We start from the raw sequence: 18304 nt of genomic DNA, 5'->3' as shown, positions 1-18304 counted from the left end.
CTCATCGATGAAGAACTACAGTTTATTAAATCAACGGGTTGTTATGGTGTTGTTATTGATTGTTATGTGTGCAGGTCATTCGTTAGCAGCCACCATTTATCTGATACGACATGCCGAAAAACAATTGGGTGATGATCCTTCATTAACACAGCAGGGCGAGCAAAGAGCCCAACGCATCGCTCATTTGTTATCCACAGCTGAAATTGAAGTGATATATTCAACAAACTATCTGCGAACTAAAGCAACCGCCAAGCCCATTGCTGAAATTAAAAATTTACCGATTATTACCTATGACGCCGGCGATTTAGAGAATTTTGCGCAGCAACTGCTTAAAGAAAATAAAAATGCCGTGATTGTCGGTCACAGTAACACCACCCCTGACTTGGTGCGGTTAATGTCTCAACAGGTCGTGCCGGATATGGATGAGGCCACCTATCATTTGATTTATCAGGTGGTGGTGATTCCAGAAGCAACAGGTCAGCCGGCCGTGGTCAATGTATTGAATAGTGATTAAAGTGGCTTCCCGATTGAGAATTTTCATCTAAATACCTTAATAACGACAAGGCATGTCTTGCTGCTATGTTAAGCTGGATAAGCTTGCAAAGGGCTTTTTAAAATTTTTTCTTAAATTTTTGAATTTCACGCCGGTCTTTTTTAGAAGGACGGCCGTCAGGTTTGGGTGTTGAGTGGTATTCCAGTTTGTTAAGCAATTGCTGGTCTTCGCGTTCCTTTTGGCTTGCGGCGGTCTCTTGGTAAAGTGTTTGTGCCACTTTAGCAGGACCGCGCTGTTCAGATAATTCAAGCACATCAACCACCCACTTGGCTTGACTCTTCTTAATACTAATTTGATCACCTATGTCAACGGTTCTCGCTGGTTTACAGCGTTGGCCATTGACTTTTATTTTGCCTTGCTCAACATTTTTTTTTGCCAGGGAACGGGTCTTGAAAAACCGCGCTGCCCATAACCATTTATCGATTCTAACCATTACAAATCCTTTTTCGGTGGAACAAACAGATTGCCGGCGAGTAGACCAACAGAGATGGCGACGGCAACCAGGGCGGCGCTGAAGGCGGCTTGAACGCCGGTGATGGTGTCTTGGGTGTACATGGCGGTTAAGGAATTAAAACCCATGCTGCCAGGAACCAATAGAATAATGCCGGGAATTTGCATCAATGAGGCTGGATTATCAGTAATACGTGAATAAATGTTGCCGGCAGTGGCAATTAAGACCGCTGTGGCTAATGATATAAAAGGTTGATCGAGCCATAGTTTAAACAGCTGAGAGCCAGTATAGGCTAAAGCAATGGATAAGAAAATCCAAAACACATCAGTTAATCGCGCTTTAAAAATTACTGAAAAAGCCAAAGAAGTGATGACAATAGCTAAATAGCGAAACCAGTCAGGGGTTGGTGGAGATAGGGTAAAGGCTTCATCGCCGAAGAGTTTATGACCAATCATATAACCCAAAGCCAGGCCAAAAGATAATAAAAACAAAACCGTAATGGCGCCTGCTAATCGACCACTGCCAGAAACCAGGTGGTCAGTGGATAATTCCCGCATGGCAATGGTGATGCCTAACCCCGGAATCAATACGATTAATCCTGAGAGCGCGACTAAGACATAATTAATGCCACTGGTGTAGTGATGAATCATAATGGCCAGAAATCCGACCACCATGGCTGCAAAAGGCACCACCACATGGGATAAGTGGAAAAATTTATCGCCGGTTCTGGCAATCCCACCGGTGACCAGCCCCAAGCAAAAAGCCGCTAACACATCCAACCAGCCACCAGCGAATAGGGTTGAAAAGCCGGCTCCAACAATGCCGTAAGCGAGAATATAAAGCCAGCCTGAAAATTCAGACTCTTGATGTTTGATGTGGCGAATTGTTTCTAAAGCTGTGTCTATATTAATGACATTGTTTTCCAAATCATTAATGACGCTGTTAATTCTTTGCAAAGTGCCTAAGTTAATGTCGCCTAATTTAGTTTTAACCATGTAAGTGCGTTGGTGGCCGCCTTCACTTTCACCGATACTGGCAATAATGGCTGTTGGGAATGCCACAAATTGTCCACTGAAATTGAATTTTTCAAGCATCACTTGCATATAAGTTTCTAAACGATGTGACGGGGTGCCTGCTTCGGCAATGGCCTTGCTGATATCCAATAGCATGGTGGCTTGTTTTTGGCGAATTTTCCTTTTTTCTGAAACCATGACAGACGATATAAATTAAAGGGTTATATTATCGCAGAAATGTGACAACACCAATAACACTGTTTTAAAGATTGCGGTTATTACTTGGATTTTGCTTAAAAACCGCTACAATCCAAGCTTTAATATAATCTAGCGGTGTATGTCAATTTACAACTTTTCAGCCGGTCCGGCTGCTTTGCCTCCCGGTGTCAAAAAACAACTGAAAAATGAATTGGATGATTGGCGGGGTACAGGTACTTCTGTGATGGAAGTGTCGCACCGCAGTCCTGAGTTTAAAGCCTTAATGGCTGATAATGAGTCATTGTTACGTTCATTGTTAAATATCAGCGATGATTATGCGATTTTATTGGTTCCCGGTGGCGCTCGATTACAATATGCCATGCTGCCGATGAATTTGTCGGCGCCTAATCGTTCTACGGTTTATCATGTGAATGGTTACTGGGGCTTTTTAGCCTATCAAGAAGCCCAAAAGTTTTCGCAGGTTAAAACCACCAATAAACCACCAACTGCACCTTATCAACCACAGCATAGCTTAGGTGATTACCGTGTTAAGGACATTGATTCCTCAGCTGATTATTTTCACTACACCAGCAATGAAACTTTGGAAGGGATTCAATGGCACCACTTGCCGGACAGTAACGGTTTGCCACTGTGTTGTGATATGACATCAGATATTATGACTCGCGAAATAAAAGTGGATGATTTTGCCATGATTTATGCCAGTGCTCAGAAAAATTTAGGGATTGCCGGTTTAACCTTGGTGATTATTCGTAAAGATATGCTTGGCAAGCATCAAAACAATATACCGACATTAATGGATTATGCCACTTTTGAGCAACACGGCTCGGCTTATAACACACCACCCACTTTTGTTTGGTATATGATGTATTTGGTGTTGCAATGGTATCAACAGCAGGGGGGTGTTAAAACGATGCAGCAGTTAAATCAAGCTAAAGCCAATAAACTGTATGATTTTATTGATAACAGTGATTTTTATAGCAATCGTGTTGATTCCGCCATTCGTTCGGAAGTTAATGTACCGTTTTGGTTGGCCGATGATAAGCTGAATGAACAGTTTTTAGCTGATAGCAATGATGCAGGCTTAAAAGCTTTAAAAGGACATAAAGCAGTCGGCGGTATGCGTGCCAGTATTTATAATGCGGTTCCCATGGCAGCCATCGATGCCTTGATTGAATTTATGGAAACCTTTGAGAAACAACATGCTTAAAATAGGCCAAACCAATCGTTTAACCATTCAAGACAAACTCACCAATGGTGCGCAACTGGTGAGTGAACAAGGTAAAACGGTTTTTTTACCGGCAAAATTTGTCACCGATGCGATGCAGCAAGGTGACGCAATTTCGGTGTTTATTTACCTGGACACCGATGACCAGCCGATTGCGACCACTGAAAAACCATTGGTTCAAGTAGGTGATTGTGCTTTTTTAACGGTTGTCGATGTCAATAAAATGGGTGCTTTCTTAGATTGGGGCTTGCCCAAGGATTTGTTATTACCCTTTGGCGAACAAAAACGACGATTACAACCGGGTCACAAACAATGTGTTTATGTTTATATAGATAAAGCGTCAAAACGCATCACAGCCAGCAGTCGGCTAAATAAGTTTTTGCCGGAGATTAACAGTCCGTTTAAGGGTGGTGAGCAGGTTGAATTATTTTTTTGGGGAAAAAGTGATTTGGGTTTTAAAGCAGTTATTAATAATCAGTATTTAGGTTTATTGCATCAGGAAGATGCCTATGAAACAGTGCGTGTTGGTGAGCGACGCAAAGGTTTTGTTAAATCAATTAGTCCAGAAGGTAAAATCAATCTGGCCCTTCATTTGCCCAATAAGGAACAGTTGGGGGATTTGGCAGAGCAGGTTTATGCGGATTTAAAAACACAGGGCGGGAAATCCACGTTAACTGATAAAAGTAGCCCGGAAGCCATTAAAGCCAAGTGGCATGTCAGTAAAGGCAGTTACAAAAAAGCTTTGGGTAAACTGTATAAACAAAGAAAAATTGTTATTACTGATGACATGATTAAGTTGGTTGAATAGCTGTGATCCTGGTTCTAATCCATTGTATTAAAATCCACGAATACGCCAGAGACCATGCACTGACTGATAAAACCAACCAATGGGTTCTGGCCGTGCTGTAATCAGCGAGTAGACGCGTGATTACGGCTGTTAAAATCAATATCATCGGCGGGTAAAAAACAAGTGCCGGAAAGTGGCGTTTTGGCATCAGGTATTTGAGTATGACCATGGCAGACAGGGTGCCAATGGCACCCACTGTTATGACATGAATAAATCCTGGATGGTAACCCCCAAAAGCCAAAGAATAGGCCAATAGTAAACTTCCGCTCATTAACCAAAAATAACCCAAAGTTAAACCCATTAAATCACTGCGTCGCCAACAACGCCAAAACTGCCAGCGCAACACACGAACCATTAATAGGCCGGCTAACATCACCAACAACAGTGCAGATACAGTCTGAGTCATTGACTGAAATAACAGCATCGATGCCAGTGGTGGAATTATAAGTATCCCGGCTTCAATCCGTGGTTGCACCCGGGCTTTGAGGATATAATTTTGTTGCTGTAAATCTCCAGCAAAAGCGGGTGCTAACATACGTCCAGAAATAAATGACATTAACATTATCAATAAAATCAGTAAGCTTTGCATAAACGCTTGCGGCGTAAGAGGCCAGTTTAATAAACTTAATAAAAACCACCCCAAAGGAAAACAAAATAACGCCACCAACAAGGGTGCAATTATCTTATTACGCCACTTTTTAGCCACCAAATATCGGGGTGCAATGTGACGCACCACCCACAATGCGAATACAATATTGAAACCTTCAGCAATGACAGAGCCAGGCCAAATTAGAAAAGCAATTCTGGCAGCCAGCCAAACAAGTACCATCAGCCACATTTTAATAAACGGTATTTTGCCTAAGGTATATCCACAAATAAGTGCCAGCACAAAACCAAATAGCAGTTCATGGGCGTGGCCGAGTCCAATTAAGCCTTCTGCCCAAGGGGTTAGTCCCATGCGTGCTGTTTGTGACAACAATGATAAGCCGATGGCAGCCAGACAGGCGGTCGGGAAAAATACATCCTGGGATTTGATGGTGGTTTTCATGGCGAGCGGCTTTTTCGGCATGGGTTCATGGGCAGTGTGACATTAATTTCGTATAATAGTCCGCTCATCAATCATTTTCCATTGTTGTCAGACCTGAATTATGAATATAACTCAAAAACTTGATACCCATCAAATGGTTAACTCGGAATTCTTCTAAAAAAGTATGAAACTTTTACCTCAGGCAAAATGGTTTTATTGGCTGATTGCAGTGCTTGCATTGGTGTTGGGATTGATTGGTGTGGTGTTGCCATTATTACCCACAACGCCGTTTTTAATTGTGGCGTTATGGGCAGCCAGCCGATGTTCTCCGCGGTTGGCAAATTGGTTAGAAAACCATCCGCGTTTAGGGCCTGTTTTACGAAATTGGCGTGATCACCGGGCGATTCCGACAACAGCAAAGGTGTTGGCCTGTGTGATGATGTCATTGAGTTTTGGGGTTGTTTGGTATCGAGGGGCTTCTACCACAGTATTAGTGATTGTATTTATGGTAATTATCAGCTTGATGGCTTACATTCTTAGTAAGCCATCAAAATAGTCATTGCTGAAGACGGGTTACTTCGGCTCTAAGCGAATGGCACCGTCTAAACGAATGACTGAACCGTTCAGATACGTGTTTTCAATGATATGTGCGGCGGTATGTGCAAACTCTGCCGGTGTTCCTAAACGCTTAGGGAAGGGTACCGACTCGCCTAAGGCTTTCTTAATCTCATCAGGCATACCGGCCACCATCGGGGTTAAAAACACGCCTGGTGCAATGGTCATGACGCGAATGCCAAAACGGGTAAATTCTCTTGCTAAAGGCAATGTCATACCAACAATGCCGCCTTTTGATGCAGAGTAAGCGGCTTGACCAATTTGGCCTTCATAGGCAGCCACAGATGCGGTATTAATAATGACGCCACGTTGGTTATCGTCATCACCTTTGTTATTTTGCATTAGTTGGGCAGCGGCTTTAGTGACGTTAAAACTCCCGACTAAGTTAATTTGAATGGCTTTATTAAAATAATCGAGCGCCATGGGTGCTTCACGTCCCAATACCCGACCTGCAGCCAGAACACCGGCACAATTAATCACCACGTTTAAGCCATCCATATAATCATGGGCTTGTTGGCAGGCTTGTTCAATGGCACTTTCGTTACTGACATCAGCAGCCACAAAAAAGGCGCGTTCTGCATGAAGTTGTTGTTGCTGTGATTGGCCGATATCTTCGTTGATATCAATTAAGGTGGCTTGACCACCGGCGTTAATAATATGTTGAGCGCAGGCCAGTCCGAGACCAGAAGCGCCACCGGTTATCAATGCTTTAACTTGGTTTAATTTCATAATTGCTGTTATTTGTTTAAAGTTTGTTTTAAAGGACGCATCAGATAACACAAGCAATCAAGACGAATGGCTTGAATGCTTAAGGTAATCATCGCCGGCACCACAGATTTGCGCAGCACCAACTTTTGTGACTCTATGCTGAAATATTGATCAGTGATGTCATGTCCCATGGGATCTGTTACTTGTACTGGTAAGACAGTAGAGGTTTCTTTTAAATGTCCAAATACAGTGCCCACATCCAGTTGATGGAAATTATGATAATCCAAATCATCAAGAATTTCAAAGTCTGCGTCTTGTTGTTCGCCGACGATGGCGATGCTGACTTCTGGGCGCACTTTGACAACGGCAAAGATATTCATGACCTGTTGTTGTTCGCTGATACCGGGCATTTGGTTTAAGTCAGACAGCTGGCATAAGTTCTGTAAAAAAGTGAGGGTTTGTTCAATACCGTCAGCGGTTCCGCTCATACCACACTCAATGGTGATGGCGGGACTAAATTCCGCCAACGCAGCTGACTGGATGCCGTCCGGACTGGTGATATGAATAATGGTTTGTGAAAACAAAGATGCCAGATTAATGTGTTCTTTTTTTACGGCATTAATACCGGCGTAATGCGGGTTCCGTCCGGTGTTATTATGTATGTCGACACAGGCCAAAGGCTGTTGTTGTCGAATAAAATGGGTTATGTCCGCCATTTTTTTGGCCACCGGATGATGATTGGGCCGAACACCTGGCCAACATCGGTTGAAATCGACACCTTCTGCTAATTGACGTAGGTTGTGTTTAGCCGCTTGTATATTGCCGAACAAAATAATGAGGGTTCTGGGTAATTTAGACAGGTGTTGCTTTAGATAAGTGCGCAAGGCTTGCCAGCCGGTAATTTCATTGCCGTGTTGTAAAATTGAAATAAAAATGGGCCGTTTAATTCGACCTTCTAATTGTACCAGTGTCAGATCATCGACAAATTGATATAACTGATCGGCCTCAACGTCCAAAATCCCAGCGGGTAATTGTGACAACATCGGTGGCATGAACCCTCGTCTAAAATAAAATAAAGCGGATAAGGTACAACTTCAATGAAAAAAATGGAACCCCCGTCTTGATTTATTTTATCGGGGCGTTGAAAATCTAAACCCTTTGTGACGATAAAGCATAATCATGATTGAATGTTCTCATTTAAGTAAACACTTTGGTCCGGTTAAAGCTGTTGATGATTTAAGCTTCACAGCACAGCAAGGCCAAGTGTTGGGATTTTTGGGGCCTAATGGCGCCGGAAAATCGACAACCATGAAAATGATCACCGGTTATTTACCTGCCACTAGTGGTCAAATCAAAGTGTGTGGTATCGATTTAGCAGAAGACCCCTTAGCCGTCAAAAATAAAATAGGCTATTTACCTGAAGGTGCTCCCAGCTACCAGGAAATGAATGTGGGTTCATTTTTACAATTCATTGCCCGAATGCGTAATATTCCAGCGTCTAGTCAACAAAGTGCTGTTGATTCTGTGGTTGCCCGATTAAATTTAAATCATGTTTATTATCAAAAAATTGATACCTTATCAAAAGGTTTCAAACGTCGTGTGGGATTGGCTCAGGCCATTATTCACGATCCTGAGGTGTTAATTATGGATGAACCCACAGATGGATTAGACCCTAATCAGAAACACCAGGTACGAGAACTCATCACCACCATGTCGAAAAATAAAACCATTGTGTTATCAACCCATATTCTGGAAGAAGTGCATGCCGTCTGTGATCGTGCCATCATAATTGCCAATGGTGTAATTGTTGCTGACAGTACACCCAATGAAATGGAAGTCATGTCCCGTTATCACCATGCAGTCAGCTTTGTGGCTGATTTGGATACTATTTTACTGAATAAAATCAAGAATATGGATTGTGTTCGTGATGTTACTTATAGTGCCAGATTAAAAGAGACCACAGTGTTTCCAACCCAGGGTTTATTTATATTTGATGAAATTAGCAGCTTGTTAAAGCAAGAAGGCATACAGGTTACCAGTTTAAAAATGGAAGCAGGTCGCTTGGATGAAGTGTTTAGAAACATTACCAAGCCGGTACAAAACAAGGAGGTTCATCGATGAATCACATCAGTGCCATTGTCAGAAGAGAATTACACAGTTACTTTGCCACCCCGATTGCGTATGTTTTTATCGTTATTTTCTTAGTCATGAGTGGGGTGTTTGCTTTCTATTTTGGTCACTTATATGAACGCGGCCAAGCAGATCTTTTGCCTTTTTTTAATTATCATCCCTGGCTTTATTTATTCTTGGTGCCGGCAGTGGCGATGCGGCTTTGGTCAGAAGAGCGCAATCAGGGTAACATTGAGTTGTTAATGACTTTACCGGTTAAGCGTTTAGCGTGGGTAATAGGTAAGTTTTTAGCGGCTTGGTTATTTGTTGGTATAGCGCTTGTGTTGACTTTTCCTGTGGTGGTATCCATTAACTATTTAGGTGACCCTGATAATGGTGTCATCGTCGCCAGTTATTTAGGTTCATTCTTATTGGCAGGTGGTTTTTTGGCCATTGGTAGTTGTTTGTCAGCGGCCACAAAAAATCAAGTGATTGCTTTTATCTTAACGGTTGTTATCTGTTTCTTGTTTTTATTGTCTGGATTTCCTATGGTTCTGGCATTCTTCAATTTGTTCTTACCGCAATTTATGGTGGATGTTATTGCTTCAACCAGTTTTCTAACCCATTATGCTTCCATTACAAAAGGTGTGCTTGATTTGGGTGATTTCAGTTATTTTGCCTTGACCATTGGTGTTTGGTTATACGCCACTGCTGTGGTACTAGAAATGAAAAAAGGAGATTAAGCATGAAAAAAGCCGGTCATCGTTTACAACTATTTATCTTAGCCGTTATTTTTTTGCTGTCTTCAGTTATTATCAGCGAAAGCGGTTGGTTTTCTAGGTTACGCCTTGATTTGACAGAGAACAATGTTTTTACCATAAATCAAGGCAGTAAAAATATTTTGAACAATATCGACGAACAAGTCCATGTGAGATTATTCTTTTCAGATCAGGCAACACAGGACTTACCGATGTTGCGCACTTATTTTCAACGGGTTAAAGATTTTCTGGAGGAGCTGGCACGATTTGGTGGTCAAAAATTGAAGTTAACCATTATTGACCCGGTCTCTTTTTCAGAGGAAGAAGATCTGGCTTCACAATTTGGTTTACAGGCATTGCCGGTCGGAGAGGGTGGTGAAAATGTGTTTTTTGGTATTGCTGCCACCAATGCTCTGGATGATGTTGAGGTGATTCCATTCCTACAACCTGAGCGAGAACCCTATTTAGAATATGATTTAGCAGAACTGATTTATAATCTCAATAATCCGAAAAAGCCGGTGATTGGGGTGATGACAAATGAGCTGATGATTGCTGGCGTTGCTGAAAATGCAGCAGCCCCGACTCAGGAACAAATTATCTTTACACAACTAAAAGACATGTACACTGTGAAAGCCGTTGCCATCGAACAACCGCTGTTAACCGACATTGATTTGTTGGTGGTCATACATCCACAAAATTTGTCGGACAGTGCTTTGTTTGCGATTGATCAGCATGTGATGAAGGGTGGACGGTTATTGGTTTTTGTTGACCCCATGAATCAAACACAAGAGGTCGCTTCAGACCCTCAAAATCCGATGGCGCAGTTTCAAGCAGATCGTTCATCAAATATGGAGAAACTGTTTAATGCGTGGGCGGTTGAATACGATCCGACAAAAGTGGTTTTGGATAACAAGTCTGCACTAAGTATACAGTCTTCGCAAGGACAAACCATACGTCACTTAGGCATTAATGCCTGGAATGACAGTAATTTAAGTGATGACATTGTTAATTTTGATTTGTCTAAGATTCATACGGCTTTAGCAGGCTATTTTACGGCTGAAGAAGGCCGCTTATTACCTTTGATTACCAGTAATCCTGATTCTACAATCACCCAAGTAGACGCAATTAATATGTTGTTTAATCCTGCGGCCTTGTTCCAGCAGTTTAAAGCCGATGAGCAAACCTATGTGATTGCCGCACGGATAAACGGCATCGTTGAGAGTGCTTTTACTGATGGATATGAAAACACGTCAACTGATGAGATCATTAAGCAACAAGCAGAGCCGCGTATCATATTGGTGGCAGATGTGGATATGTTGTATGATCGATTATGGGTACAATCCCAGAATTTTTTTGGACGAAGTGTGTTTTCGCCTTTTGCCGATAACGGCTATTTTGTGAATAATTTAGCGGATAATTTATCCGGTAGTGAAGATTTAATTAAGGTGCGTTCCCGCGGTACCTCGCACCGACCCTTCGATAAAGTCTTGTCTATACAACGGGCCAGTGAGAAAAAATACCGTGAAACCGAGAATAAGCTTCGCCAACAGTTAAGGGAAACTGAAGCTAAACTTAATGAATTGCAACAGGCCAAAGGCACAGAAAGCCAGCTCATCATAAGCGATGCGCAACAACAAGAGATAGACCGTTTTAAACAACGAAAACTTGAAGTGCGTAAAAGTTTACGAGAGGTTAAAAGAAACTTAAATAAAGACATCGAAGCGTTGGGTAATCGCATAAAATTCATAAATATTGCCTTAATTCCAATGCTCATTACATTTGTGGTGGTATTGTTTTCTGTTTTTCGCCGTCACCGAAAGGAGTATAAATAATGGCAGCAAGTAAAACATTGTTGGGTTTATTGATTGTGGTGGCTGGTTTGGTTTATTATCTTTATCATAATGAAGGCAATGGCACTGAAAATAATGTGTTTATTCAGTCTTTAAATACCAGTGAATCTGACTTGAGTCATCTGACTCGGGTTTTGGTTAGTCAGGGTGAAAAACAATTTGATATGCGGAAAGTTGAAGAGAGCTGGTATCTAAATGGTGGATTTTATGCCCGTATGGATTCTTTGTTTAAATGGGTACAGGCATTAAAAGCTGCCAGGCTCATAGAATCTAAAACCGCCAATCCCGCAAATTTTAGTGATTTATCTTTAACAGAAGATGACTTGCGAGTTAGGCTCTTTCAAAATAATCAACTTTTATCAGATGTGATTTTAGGCCAAAACGGCGCCATGGTCGGCACGCGATTTGTACGTTATTTTGATAACAACCAATCCTGGTTGGCTTCTGGTCTTGTTGATTTACAGTCAAGCGAAGATGTTTGGCTATTAACGTTGGTTTTTGATATTCCCGAAAATCAGGTTCAAGCCATAGAATTAATCGCTGATGATGGCTTGCGCCTCATTAAAAACGCCGAAACCGGTCAGTGGCAGCGTGCAGAAAATGACTTAAATAATAATGAAGAACTTAATCAAGACAACATACAAAAGTTAGCAGCTGCGTTGTCGGGTTTCAGAATTGAACAGGCGATTAAAAACAAAAATTTGACAGAACAGCCCATGCAAAAGTTGGTATTTGGTTTAGAACAAGGCCGCCAGGTTACGATTACAGTTTATCAGGAAGCCGGCAATACTTTTATTAAATTGAGTGATACCCAACAACCGGGTGCCTATGATGATTGGCAATTTACTGTGCCAAATTATAAATTAGCAACATTGCAAATGAATAGAGCCGCATTGTTAAAGACACAGACTGATGACGCTGAATCAATCACGCCAACACCACCAGATGGTGTCGTGAAGTCCATGGAGACGAAACCGGCGGCATGACTAAAATCACTTCAAGATATATTATTTTGGCGGCATTTTATGGGCTGACTGCCGTGGTATTCGGTGCTTTGGGTCAACATGCGTTAGGACTTAATAGCGGCAGCAATTCTTATGCTTTATTTCAGCATGCTTTCATTTATCAGCTAATTCATGCTTTATTATTAATTTGGGTGGCGACTCAACTTCACCATGGTTTCTGGCTCCGTGCAGCTGCACTGGCCATTAGTTTGGGCATCCTTTTATTTTGTGGCGGATTATATCTGCTGATTTTTGTCGGTAAGACTTGGTTTTCCTGGATAACACCGTTTGGTGGCAGTTTACTGATTCTTGGCTGGCTAAACGTGGTTATTCATGGCTTTAGACAGTTGTTTAAACCAGAGTAATCATTAAATATTTTGCTGTGGAACCTCAAAATAACTAAATATACCTCATCATTTGGGTGCTTGGTCACATTTCTTAAACGATCCCGGGCTAAACTATAACGATGCCATGAGAGAAAATAACCATGAAAGACCATCGTTCAAGTCGTCGTCGTTTAGTGACAGGATTGTCAACAGCCGGTTTATTAACAGCCCTGCCATTTACACCACTGACAGCGGCTAAGACTTATACTCCTTTAAAGCCCCCAAAAAAACCATCAGCCACCTTAAAAGCAGCGCCTTTACCGGCACAGACTTTTGCCGGTATGGTGTTAAATCGTTTAGGTTATGGCATTACTCCGGGATTTATGGATGAAAACTTCTTTCAAGGATTGGGTAGCAATGATGCCAATCGCTTAAGTCAGTTCGTGAATCAACAATTAGCCGGTGGTAATGATGTCGAAGTTAATCAACGAATCAATCAAGCCGGTACCTATGAAACCTTAAATAAAACATTGAACCAGTTGTGGGTTGATTATCATATTGATATCAATGATCAGACCAGTTCCAGCCGACCTATTTATGAGCATATGCGGTTAAAGTTTTTACGCTCAACTTATTCATTATTTCCTTTGCGTGAGCGGATTGCAGAATTTTGGCATGATCATTTTAATATTTATGGCTATGATTATTATGCCCGTTCGGTATGGAGCAGTTGGGACCGAGATGTGATTAGGACCCATATGCTCGGTAATTTTAAGGATTTTCTCATTGCCACTGCGCGGCATCCGGCGATGTTGTATTACTTAGATAATCATAATAATTTCGATGGTGATTCGAATGAGAATTATGGTCGGGAAATGATTGAACTGCATACCCTTGGTGTAGAGAATTATTATGGGTTGGCACAGCCCGGCGATGTGCCAAAGATATTTGTCGATGAATCTGGTGGTGCCTGGCCGGGTGATGGCATGATTCAAAAATTTTATGTTGATAATGATGTCTATGAAACGGCTCGGTGTTTAACCGGTTGGCGGGTCAATGATTCCAGCTCTCTTGGTGACACCGGTGAGTTTTACTATGACAATGGCCGACATGACAATTTTGCCAAAGCTGTATTAAGTGGAGGCTATCAGAATTTTCCAGCCAATAAAGGAGAAGATGATGGCCTTAAAGTTATGGAAATGTTGGCTTATCATCCCGGCACTGGTAAACACATTGCCGGCAAATTGGCGCGTGCATTTATCAGTGATAACCCGCCACAGCAGGTCATCGATGATGTGGCAGCCGTGTTTCATGACAATCGCGCCGCAGCCAATCAATTGGAACTGGTGTTTAAAGCCTTGTTTAATCATGCTGCGTTTAGTGATCCGCAGTATTGGCAAAGCAAAGTGAAGCGGCCTTTTGATGTTGTGGTCTCGGCGATGCGGGCTTGTGATGCTGATTTCACCATTCAACCGGATGATGGCGACAGCAACAGCTTTGGTTATCGTATGGATGATACGGGACATTTTCCTTATGATTGGCGGCCACCGGATGGATACCCGACGGATTCAGCTTTTTGGATGAACTCGACGGCTTTGGTGCAAACCTGGAAGACCGTGGACTGGTTGATTGATCATGACAGTTCCGGCAACACACCGGATCCTTTGTTGCCCATATTGCCTTATGTTATTCAACATTTTCAAAATCTACCTCAAACTCAATTATTACCTGATAATATCTTGTCTTTTTGGATGTCGCGGATATTCGATCAGACACCCACAGGTGGCTGGACCGGTGACCCGGTGTTTGAATCCATTATGACGTTCTTTTTAAGTCGACCGTCAGATCTGGCCTATCCGCAATGGCCGCGTAGTAATTTTATTGAAAAGGATCAGTTATTTGAGAATAAATGGCCCTATTATTGGGGCACCAGGCTACGTGGTGCGGTGAAGTTAATGATTGCCTCACCTTATTTTATGCAACGATAGGAGATTGACCATGAGTTCTATGAATCGACGAAAATTTTTACAATCTTCTGCTTTGCTGGCCGGCTTATCAGGCGTCAAAATTAGCCGAGCCAATGGCTTAAGGTCATCAAGCCAACCCATCGTGATAGATTTATTTATGCGTGGTGGACTGGATGGTCTTAATTTGGTGCCGCCATATTCCGGTAATAATTGGATTGAATATGACATTCTGCGGCCTGATTTACAAGTACCTAAAACAGGCAGCAATAAAATGTTGGATTTGGGCGAGGCTTTTGGCTTTCATCCGGCGGCCACCGGTTTTCGGGATATGTATCTGGATGGTGATTTGGCCATTATTCACGGCACTGGTTTACCAAAACCATTGGTTACCCGCAGTCATTTTGATGCCACAAAAGCCACAGAGCTCGGCACTCCGGGGAACACCTTCACAGCGGATGGCTGGTTGACTCGGCATTTACAAAGTTCGCCGCAAATCACCGGTGCTGAAGTTATTCCGGTGTTGGTCTCCAGTGGTTCTAAACCTTTGAGCTTGCAAGATTATTTTAATGCCTTAACGGTCGATCAAGTCAGTGGCTACCATCCGAATCCAGGCAGTTATGAAGATCAGCATGTAGCGGCCATCAGCGGTATGTACGCAGGCACATCAGCCATGGATCAGGCGGTGAACGGTGCCATGGATACGTTACAAATATTACATCAGCTGGATTTAAATAATTACCAACCTGGTGGTGGTGTCATTTATCCGGATAACAGTTTTGGCGATCAGTTACAGCTGATTGCCCAGTTGATCAAAGAAGATCTTAATGTCAATGTCGCCACCGCTGAATTGGGTGGTTGGGACACCCATGACCGTCAAGGTGATGGTGGTGTCGGTACGTTTGCTGATCGGGTCGGTTATTTATCCAATGCCGTGACCGCCTTATGGCAAGATTTAAAAGGCTCCGGTCTGGGTCAACAGGTCACCATTGTTATCCACAGCGAATTTGGTCGTCGTGCCAAGCAAAATGGTGGTTCTAACAGTGGCACAGACCATGGTTCGGGTAATGTGATGATAGTCATTGGAGGTCGCGTGAACGGCGGTCAAATGTATGGCCAATTTGTAGGCTTAGAACAGTCGGAATTATTTCAGGGTGAGGATGTTTCGCCGGAAGTGGACTATCGACAGGTGTTGGGTACAATTGTTAAAGAAGTTTTGGGGAATCCGCATTTAGACCAGGTTTTTCCGGGGTATTCAGGTCATCAATCGATGAATTTTGTGTCCAGTGACCTTATTTTTGCTAATGGCTTTGACACATAAAAAACGGTGAATAAATAAGCCGAGATGTTAAGTTGATCCCGGCTTATTAAAATAAAGACTTAATCCAGAAATTCTTTTTTAACCGTCGCAAACGCGTTTAAGGCTAAATCCAAATCATTTTGTGAGTGGTCTGCTGAGATTTGTAATCGAATACGCGCCTCACCTTTGGGCACCACTGGAAAACTAAAGCCAATGCAGTAAACACCAAGCTCTAATAACCGATCAGCCATCTCAGAAGCTAAGCGGGCATCACCGAGCATGATGGGTACTATGGGGTGGTTGTCTCCGGCCACTGTAAAGCCCAGTTCGGCTACCTTGTTACGGAAATACTCGGTATTTGTTTTTAACTTGTCAATCAATTCGCGGGAATTGTTAATTAAATCAAGTACCTCAATACTTGCAGCTACCAGGGTTGGCGGCAAAGAGTTTGAAAATAAATAAGGTCGCGAGCGTTGTCTGAGTAGTTCAACCACTTCTTTTTTACCGGTGGTAAAACCACCGGCGGCACCACCTAAGGCTTTACCCAAAGTTGACGTAAATATATCGACTTTATCCATGACACCTTCTAACTCTGCTGAGCCACGGCCGGTTTTACCAACAAAACCGGTGGCATGGGAATCATCCACCACCAGCATGGCGTTATATTTTTCAGCTAAATCTGTGATGGCTTTTAAAGGTGCAATGGTACCATCCATGGAAAATACACCGTCTGTGACAATCATGCGACGTTCACAATCCTGGGTCTGTTTAAGAATATCTTCTAAAGCGACCAAGTCGCGATTTGGATAACGGTGACGTTGCGCTTTGCATAGACGGATGCCATCTATAATTGAAGCATGATTAAGCTGGTCACTGATAACGGCATCATTGGCATCTAAAATGGTTTCAAATAAACCACCATTGGCAGCAAAGCATGATGAGTAAAGAATGGTGTCTTCAGTGCCAAAAAATTCACTTATTTTGTGTTCTAATTCTTTGTGTAAGTCTTGGGTTCCGCAGATAAATCGTACTGATGCTAAGCCAAAACCATGGGTGTCCAAAGCTCTTTTAGCGGCTTGAATAACTGCCGGATGGTCGGCTAAACCTAAGTAATTATTAGCACAAAAATTGAGGACTTTTTGACCGTCCGGTAATTCAATGTGTGCTGATTGTGGGCTGACAATAACGCGTTCTTTTTTATAAAGACCGTCAGCCTTAATTTGATCGATAACTTTTTGATATTCTTTCATATTAACTCCAGCTGCAGACGACTTTGCCACATTGACCCGAGGCCATTAAATCAAAACCATGTTGAAAGTCGTCAATTGATATTTCATGAGTGAGAACGTTCTTTAAGGGAAATCCAGAGAGAAGCATTTGTGTCATTTTGTACCAGGTTTCGTACATTTTTCGACCGGTTACACCTTTCACAGATAAACCTTTAAAAATAATGTTATCCCAATTAATTTGCGTTTCATCCGGTAACATGCCGAGCAGGGTGACTTTACCGCCGTTATACATGTTTTCAAGCATGTCATTAAAAGCATTGGGGTTGCCGGACATTTCCATACCTAAATCAAAACCGGTAATTCTTGCTTCACGCATCACGTCGCTTAATTTTTCGCGACTGACATTAACAGTTCTGGTGGCGCCCATTTTTTTAGCTAAATCAAGTCGGTAATCATTGACGTCAGTAACAATAACATTGCGGGCACCGACATGGTTGCAAATGCCGGTGGCGATAATACCGATGGGACCTGCACCAGTGATGAGCACATCTTCGCCCACCATATCATATTCCAAGGCACAATGAGCAGCATTACCAAATGGATCAAAAAAAGCGGCTAAATTGGAAGGAATGGCATCGGGTACCGGCCACAAGTTTTGTGCGGGTATAGATACATATTCAGCAAAGGCACCATCCCGATTTACGCCAATACCTTGGGTGTTTGGGCATAAATGTTGGGTTCCCGCTCGACAGTTTCGACACACGCCACATACAATATGGCCTTCGGCACTGACACGTTGGCCGATTTCATAACCATTTACCTCAACCCCCATCTCGACAATATGCCCAACAAATTCGTGACCAATGACTAAGGGTGTTTTAATGTTTTTTGCGGACCATTTGTCCCAATTATAAATATGTAAATCGGTACCACAAATCGCAGTTTTTTCAACTTTAATGAGTACGTCATTATGACCGATTTCTGGTTTAGCCACATCCTGCATCCAAATACCTTTTTCGGGAGATTTTTTAACCAATGCTTTCATAAATGTCACCGTGCGTGAAAATGTGTGAGTTTAAATAATGCCTTGAATTAAGGCGGCTCTA

The 18304-nt window shown here is 42.4% G+C and carries 18 protein-coding genes; 11 read left to right on the top strand and 7 right to left on the bottom strand.

Going from position 1 to position 18304, the window contains the following annotated elements; all coding sequences use genetic code 11:
- Positions 1–7 precede the first annotated feature (7 nt).
- Positions 8–514 (top strand): SixA phosphatase family protein, encoded by a 507-nt coding sequence (locus OS173_RS05825; protein WP_267183327.1) that lies wholly within the window; start codon positions 8–10, stop codon positions 512–514.
- 97 nt (positions 515–611) lie between these two features.
- Here the strand turns inward: OS173_RS05825 and OS173_RS05820 are convergent, their stop codons facing one another.
- Positions 612–986, bottom strand: coding sequence for an RNA-binding S4 domain-containing protein (locus OS173_RS05820; protein WP_267183326.1), 375 nt, complete (start codon positions 984–986; stop codon positions 612–614).
- Complete coding sequence (locus tag OS173_RS05815) at positions 986–2215, bottom strand: threonine/serine exporter family protein (protein ID WP_267183325.1); 1230 nt, start codon at positions 2213–2215, stop codon at positions 986–988. Before OS173_RS05815 ends, OS173_RS05820 begins: the two co-directional genes overlap by 1 nt.
- Positions 2216–2354: 139 nt before the next feature.
- Between OS173_RS05815 and serC the strand changes: the two genes are divergently transcribed.
- Both serC and OS173_RS05805 read left to right on the top strand, forming a co-directional pair.
- Positions 2355–3443 carry a 3-phosphoserine/phosphohydroxythreonine transaminase gene (gene serC, locus OS173_RS05810; protein ID WP_267183324.1) on the top strand — a complete coding sequence of 363 codons (1089 nt, stop codon included), beginning with the start codon at positions 2355–2357 and terminating at the stop codon, positions 3441–3443.
- A complete protein-coding gene (locus OS173_RS05805) occupies positions 3436–4269 on the top strand; it encodes a CvfB family protein (protein WP_267183323.1) in 834 nt (277 codons plus the stop codon). The genes serC and OS173_RS05805 overlap by 8 nt, the downstream gene beginning before the upstream one ends.
- Here the strand turns inward: OS173_RS05805 and OS173_RS05800 are convergent.
- Entirely contained in the window at positions 4253–5377 is a 1125-nt protein-coding gene (locus tag OS173_RS05800; RefSeq protein WP_267183322.1) for an NnrS family protein, read from the bottom strand. The genes OS173_RS05805 and OS173_RS05800 overlap by 17 nt on opposite strands.
- Before the next feature lie 142 nt (positions 5378–5519).
- Between OS173_RS05800 and OS173_RS05795 the strand changes: the two genes are divergently transcribed.
- Positions 5520–5891 carry a YbaN family protein gene (locus OS173_RS05795; RefSeq protein WP_267183321.1) on the top strand — a complete coding sequence of 124 codons (372 nt, stop codon included), beginning with the start codon at positions 5520–5522 and terminating at the stop codon, positions 5889–5891.
- A 17-nt stretch (positions 5892–5908) separates the two neighbouring features.
- On the opposite strand, the gene OS173_RS05790 is transcribed toward OS173_RS05795, so the two are convergent.
- Positions 5909–6679, bottom strand: coding sequence for an SDR family NAD(P)-dependent oxidoreductase (locus tag OS173_RS05790; RefSeq protein WP_267183320.1), 771 nt, complete (start codon positions 6677–6679; stop codon positions 5909–5911).
- Between the two features lie 8 nt (positions 6680–6687).
- A complete protein-coding gene (locus OS173_RS05785) occupies positions 6688–7710 on the bottom strand; it encodes a M14 family metallopeptidase (RefSeq protein ID WP_267183319.1) in 1023 nt (340 codons plus the stop codon).
- Positions 7711–7837: 127 nt separating this feature from the next.
- Here OS173_RS05785 and OS173_RS05780 point away from each other — a divergent pair, with 127 nt between their 5' ends.
- The 7 genes from OS173_RS05780 (at position 7838) to OS173_RS05750 (ending at position 15990) form a co-directional block, all read left to right on the top strand.
- Entirely contained in the window at positions 7838–8779 is a 942-nt protein-coding gene (locus OS173_RS05780; protein ID WP_267183318.1) for an ABC transporter ATP-binding protein, read from the top strand.
- Positions 8776–9510 (top strand): ABC transporter permease, encoded by a 735-nt coding sequence (locus OS173_RS05775; protein WP_267183317.1) that lies wholly within the window; start codon positions 8776–8778, stop codon positions 9508–9510. Before OS173_RS05780 ends, OS173_RS05775 begins: the two co-directional genes overlap by 4 nt.
- Before the next feature lie 2 nt (positions 9511–9512).
- Complete coding sequence (locus OS173_RS05770; RefSeq protein ID WP_267183316.1) at positions 9513–11357, top strand: GldG family protein; 1845 nt, start codon at positions 9513–9515, stop codon at positions 11355–11357.
- Positions 11357–12361 (top strand): DUF4340 domain-containing protein, encoded by a 1005-nt coding sequence (locus OS173_RS05765; RefSeq protein ID WP_267183315.1) that lies wholly within the window; start codon positions 11357–11359, stop codon positions 12359–12361. Before OS173_RS05770 ends, OS173_RS05765 begins: the two co-directional genes overlap by 1 nt.
- Positions 12358–12744, top strand: a complete 387-nt coding sequence (locus OS173_RS05760) for a DUF423 domain-containing protein (protein WP_267183314.1) — start codon at positions 12358–12360, stop codon at positions 12742–12744. Before OS173_RS05765 ends, OS173_RS05760 begins: the two co-directional genes overlap by 4 nt.
- A gap of 122 nt (positions 12745–12866) precedes the next feature.
- Entirely contained in the window at positions 12867–14693 is a 1827-nt protein-coding gene (locus OS173_RS05755) for a DUF1800 domain-containing protein (protein ID WP_267183313.1), read from the top strand.
- Between the two features lie 10 nt (positions 14694–14703).
- Entirely contained in the window at positions 14704–15990 is a 1287-nt protein-coding gene (locus OS173_RS05750; protein WP_267183312.1) for a DUF1501 domain-containing protein, read from the top strand.
- A 59-nt stretch (positions 15991–16049) separates the two neighbouring features.
- Here the strand turns inward: OS173_RS05750 and kbl are convergent, their stop codons facing one another.
- Together kbl and tdh are read right to left on the bottom strand one after the other, a co-directional pair.
- A complete protein-coding gene (kbl, locus tag OS173_RS05745) occupies positions 16050–17219 on the bottom strand; it encodes a glycine C-acetyltransferase (protein WP_267183311.1) in 1170 nt (389 codons plus the stop codon).
- Between the two features lies 1 nt (position 17220).
- Complete coding sequence (gene tdh, locus OS173_RS05740) at positions 17221–18243, bottom strand: L-threonine 3-dehydrogenase (protein ID WP_267183310.1); 1023 nt, start codon at positions 18241–18243, stop codon at positions 17221–17223.
- Between the last annotated feature and the right edge of the window lie 61 nt (positions 18244–18304).

It is taken from the genome of Marinicella gelatinilytica (assembly GCF_026410405.1).
Lineage (GTDB): Bacteria > Pseudomonadota > Gammaproteobacteria > Xanthomonadales > Marinicellaceae > Marinicella > Marinicella gelatinilytica.
Note: the sequence above shows the minus strand (reverse complement) of the source record. Positions and strands in the feature narration are given on the sequence as shown.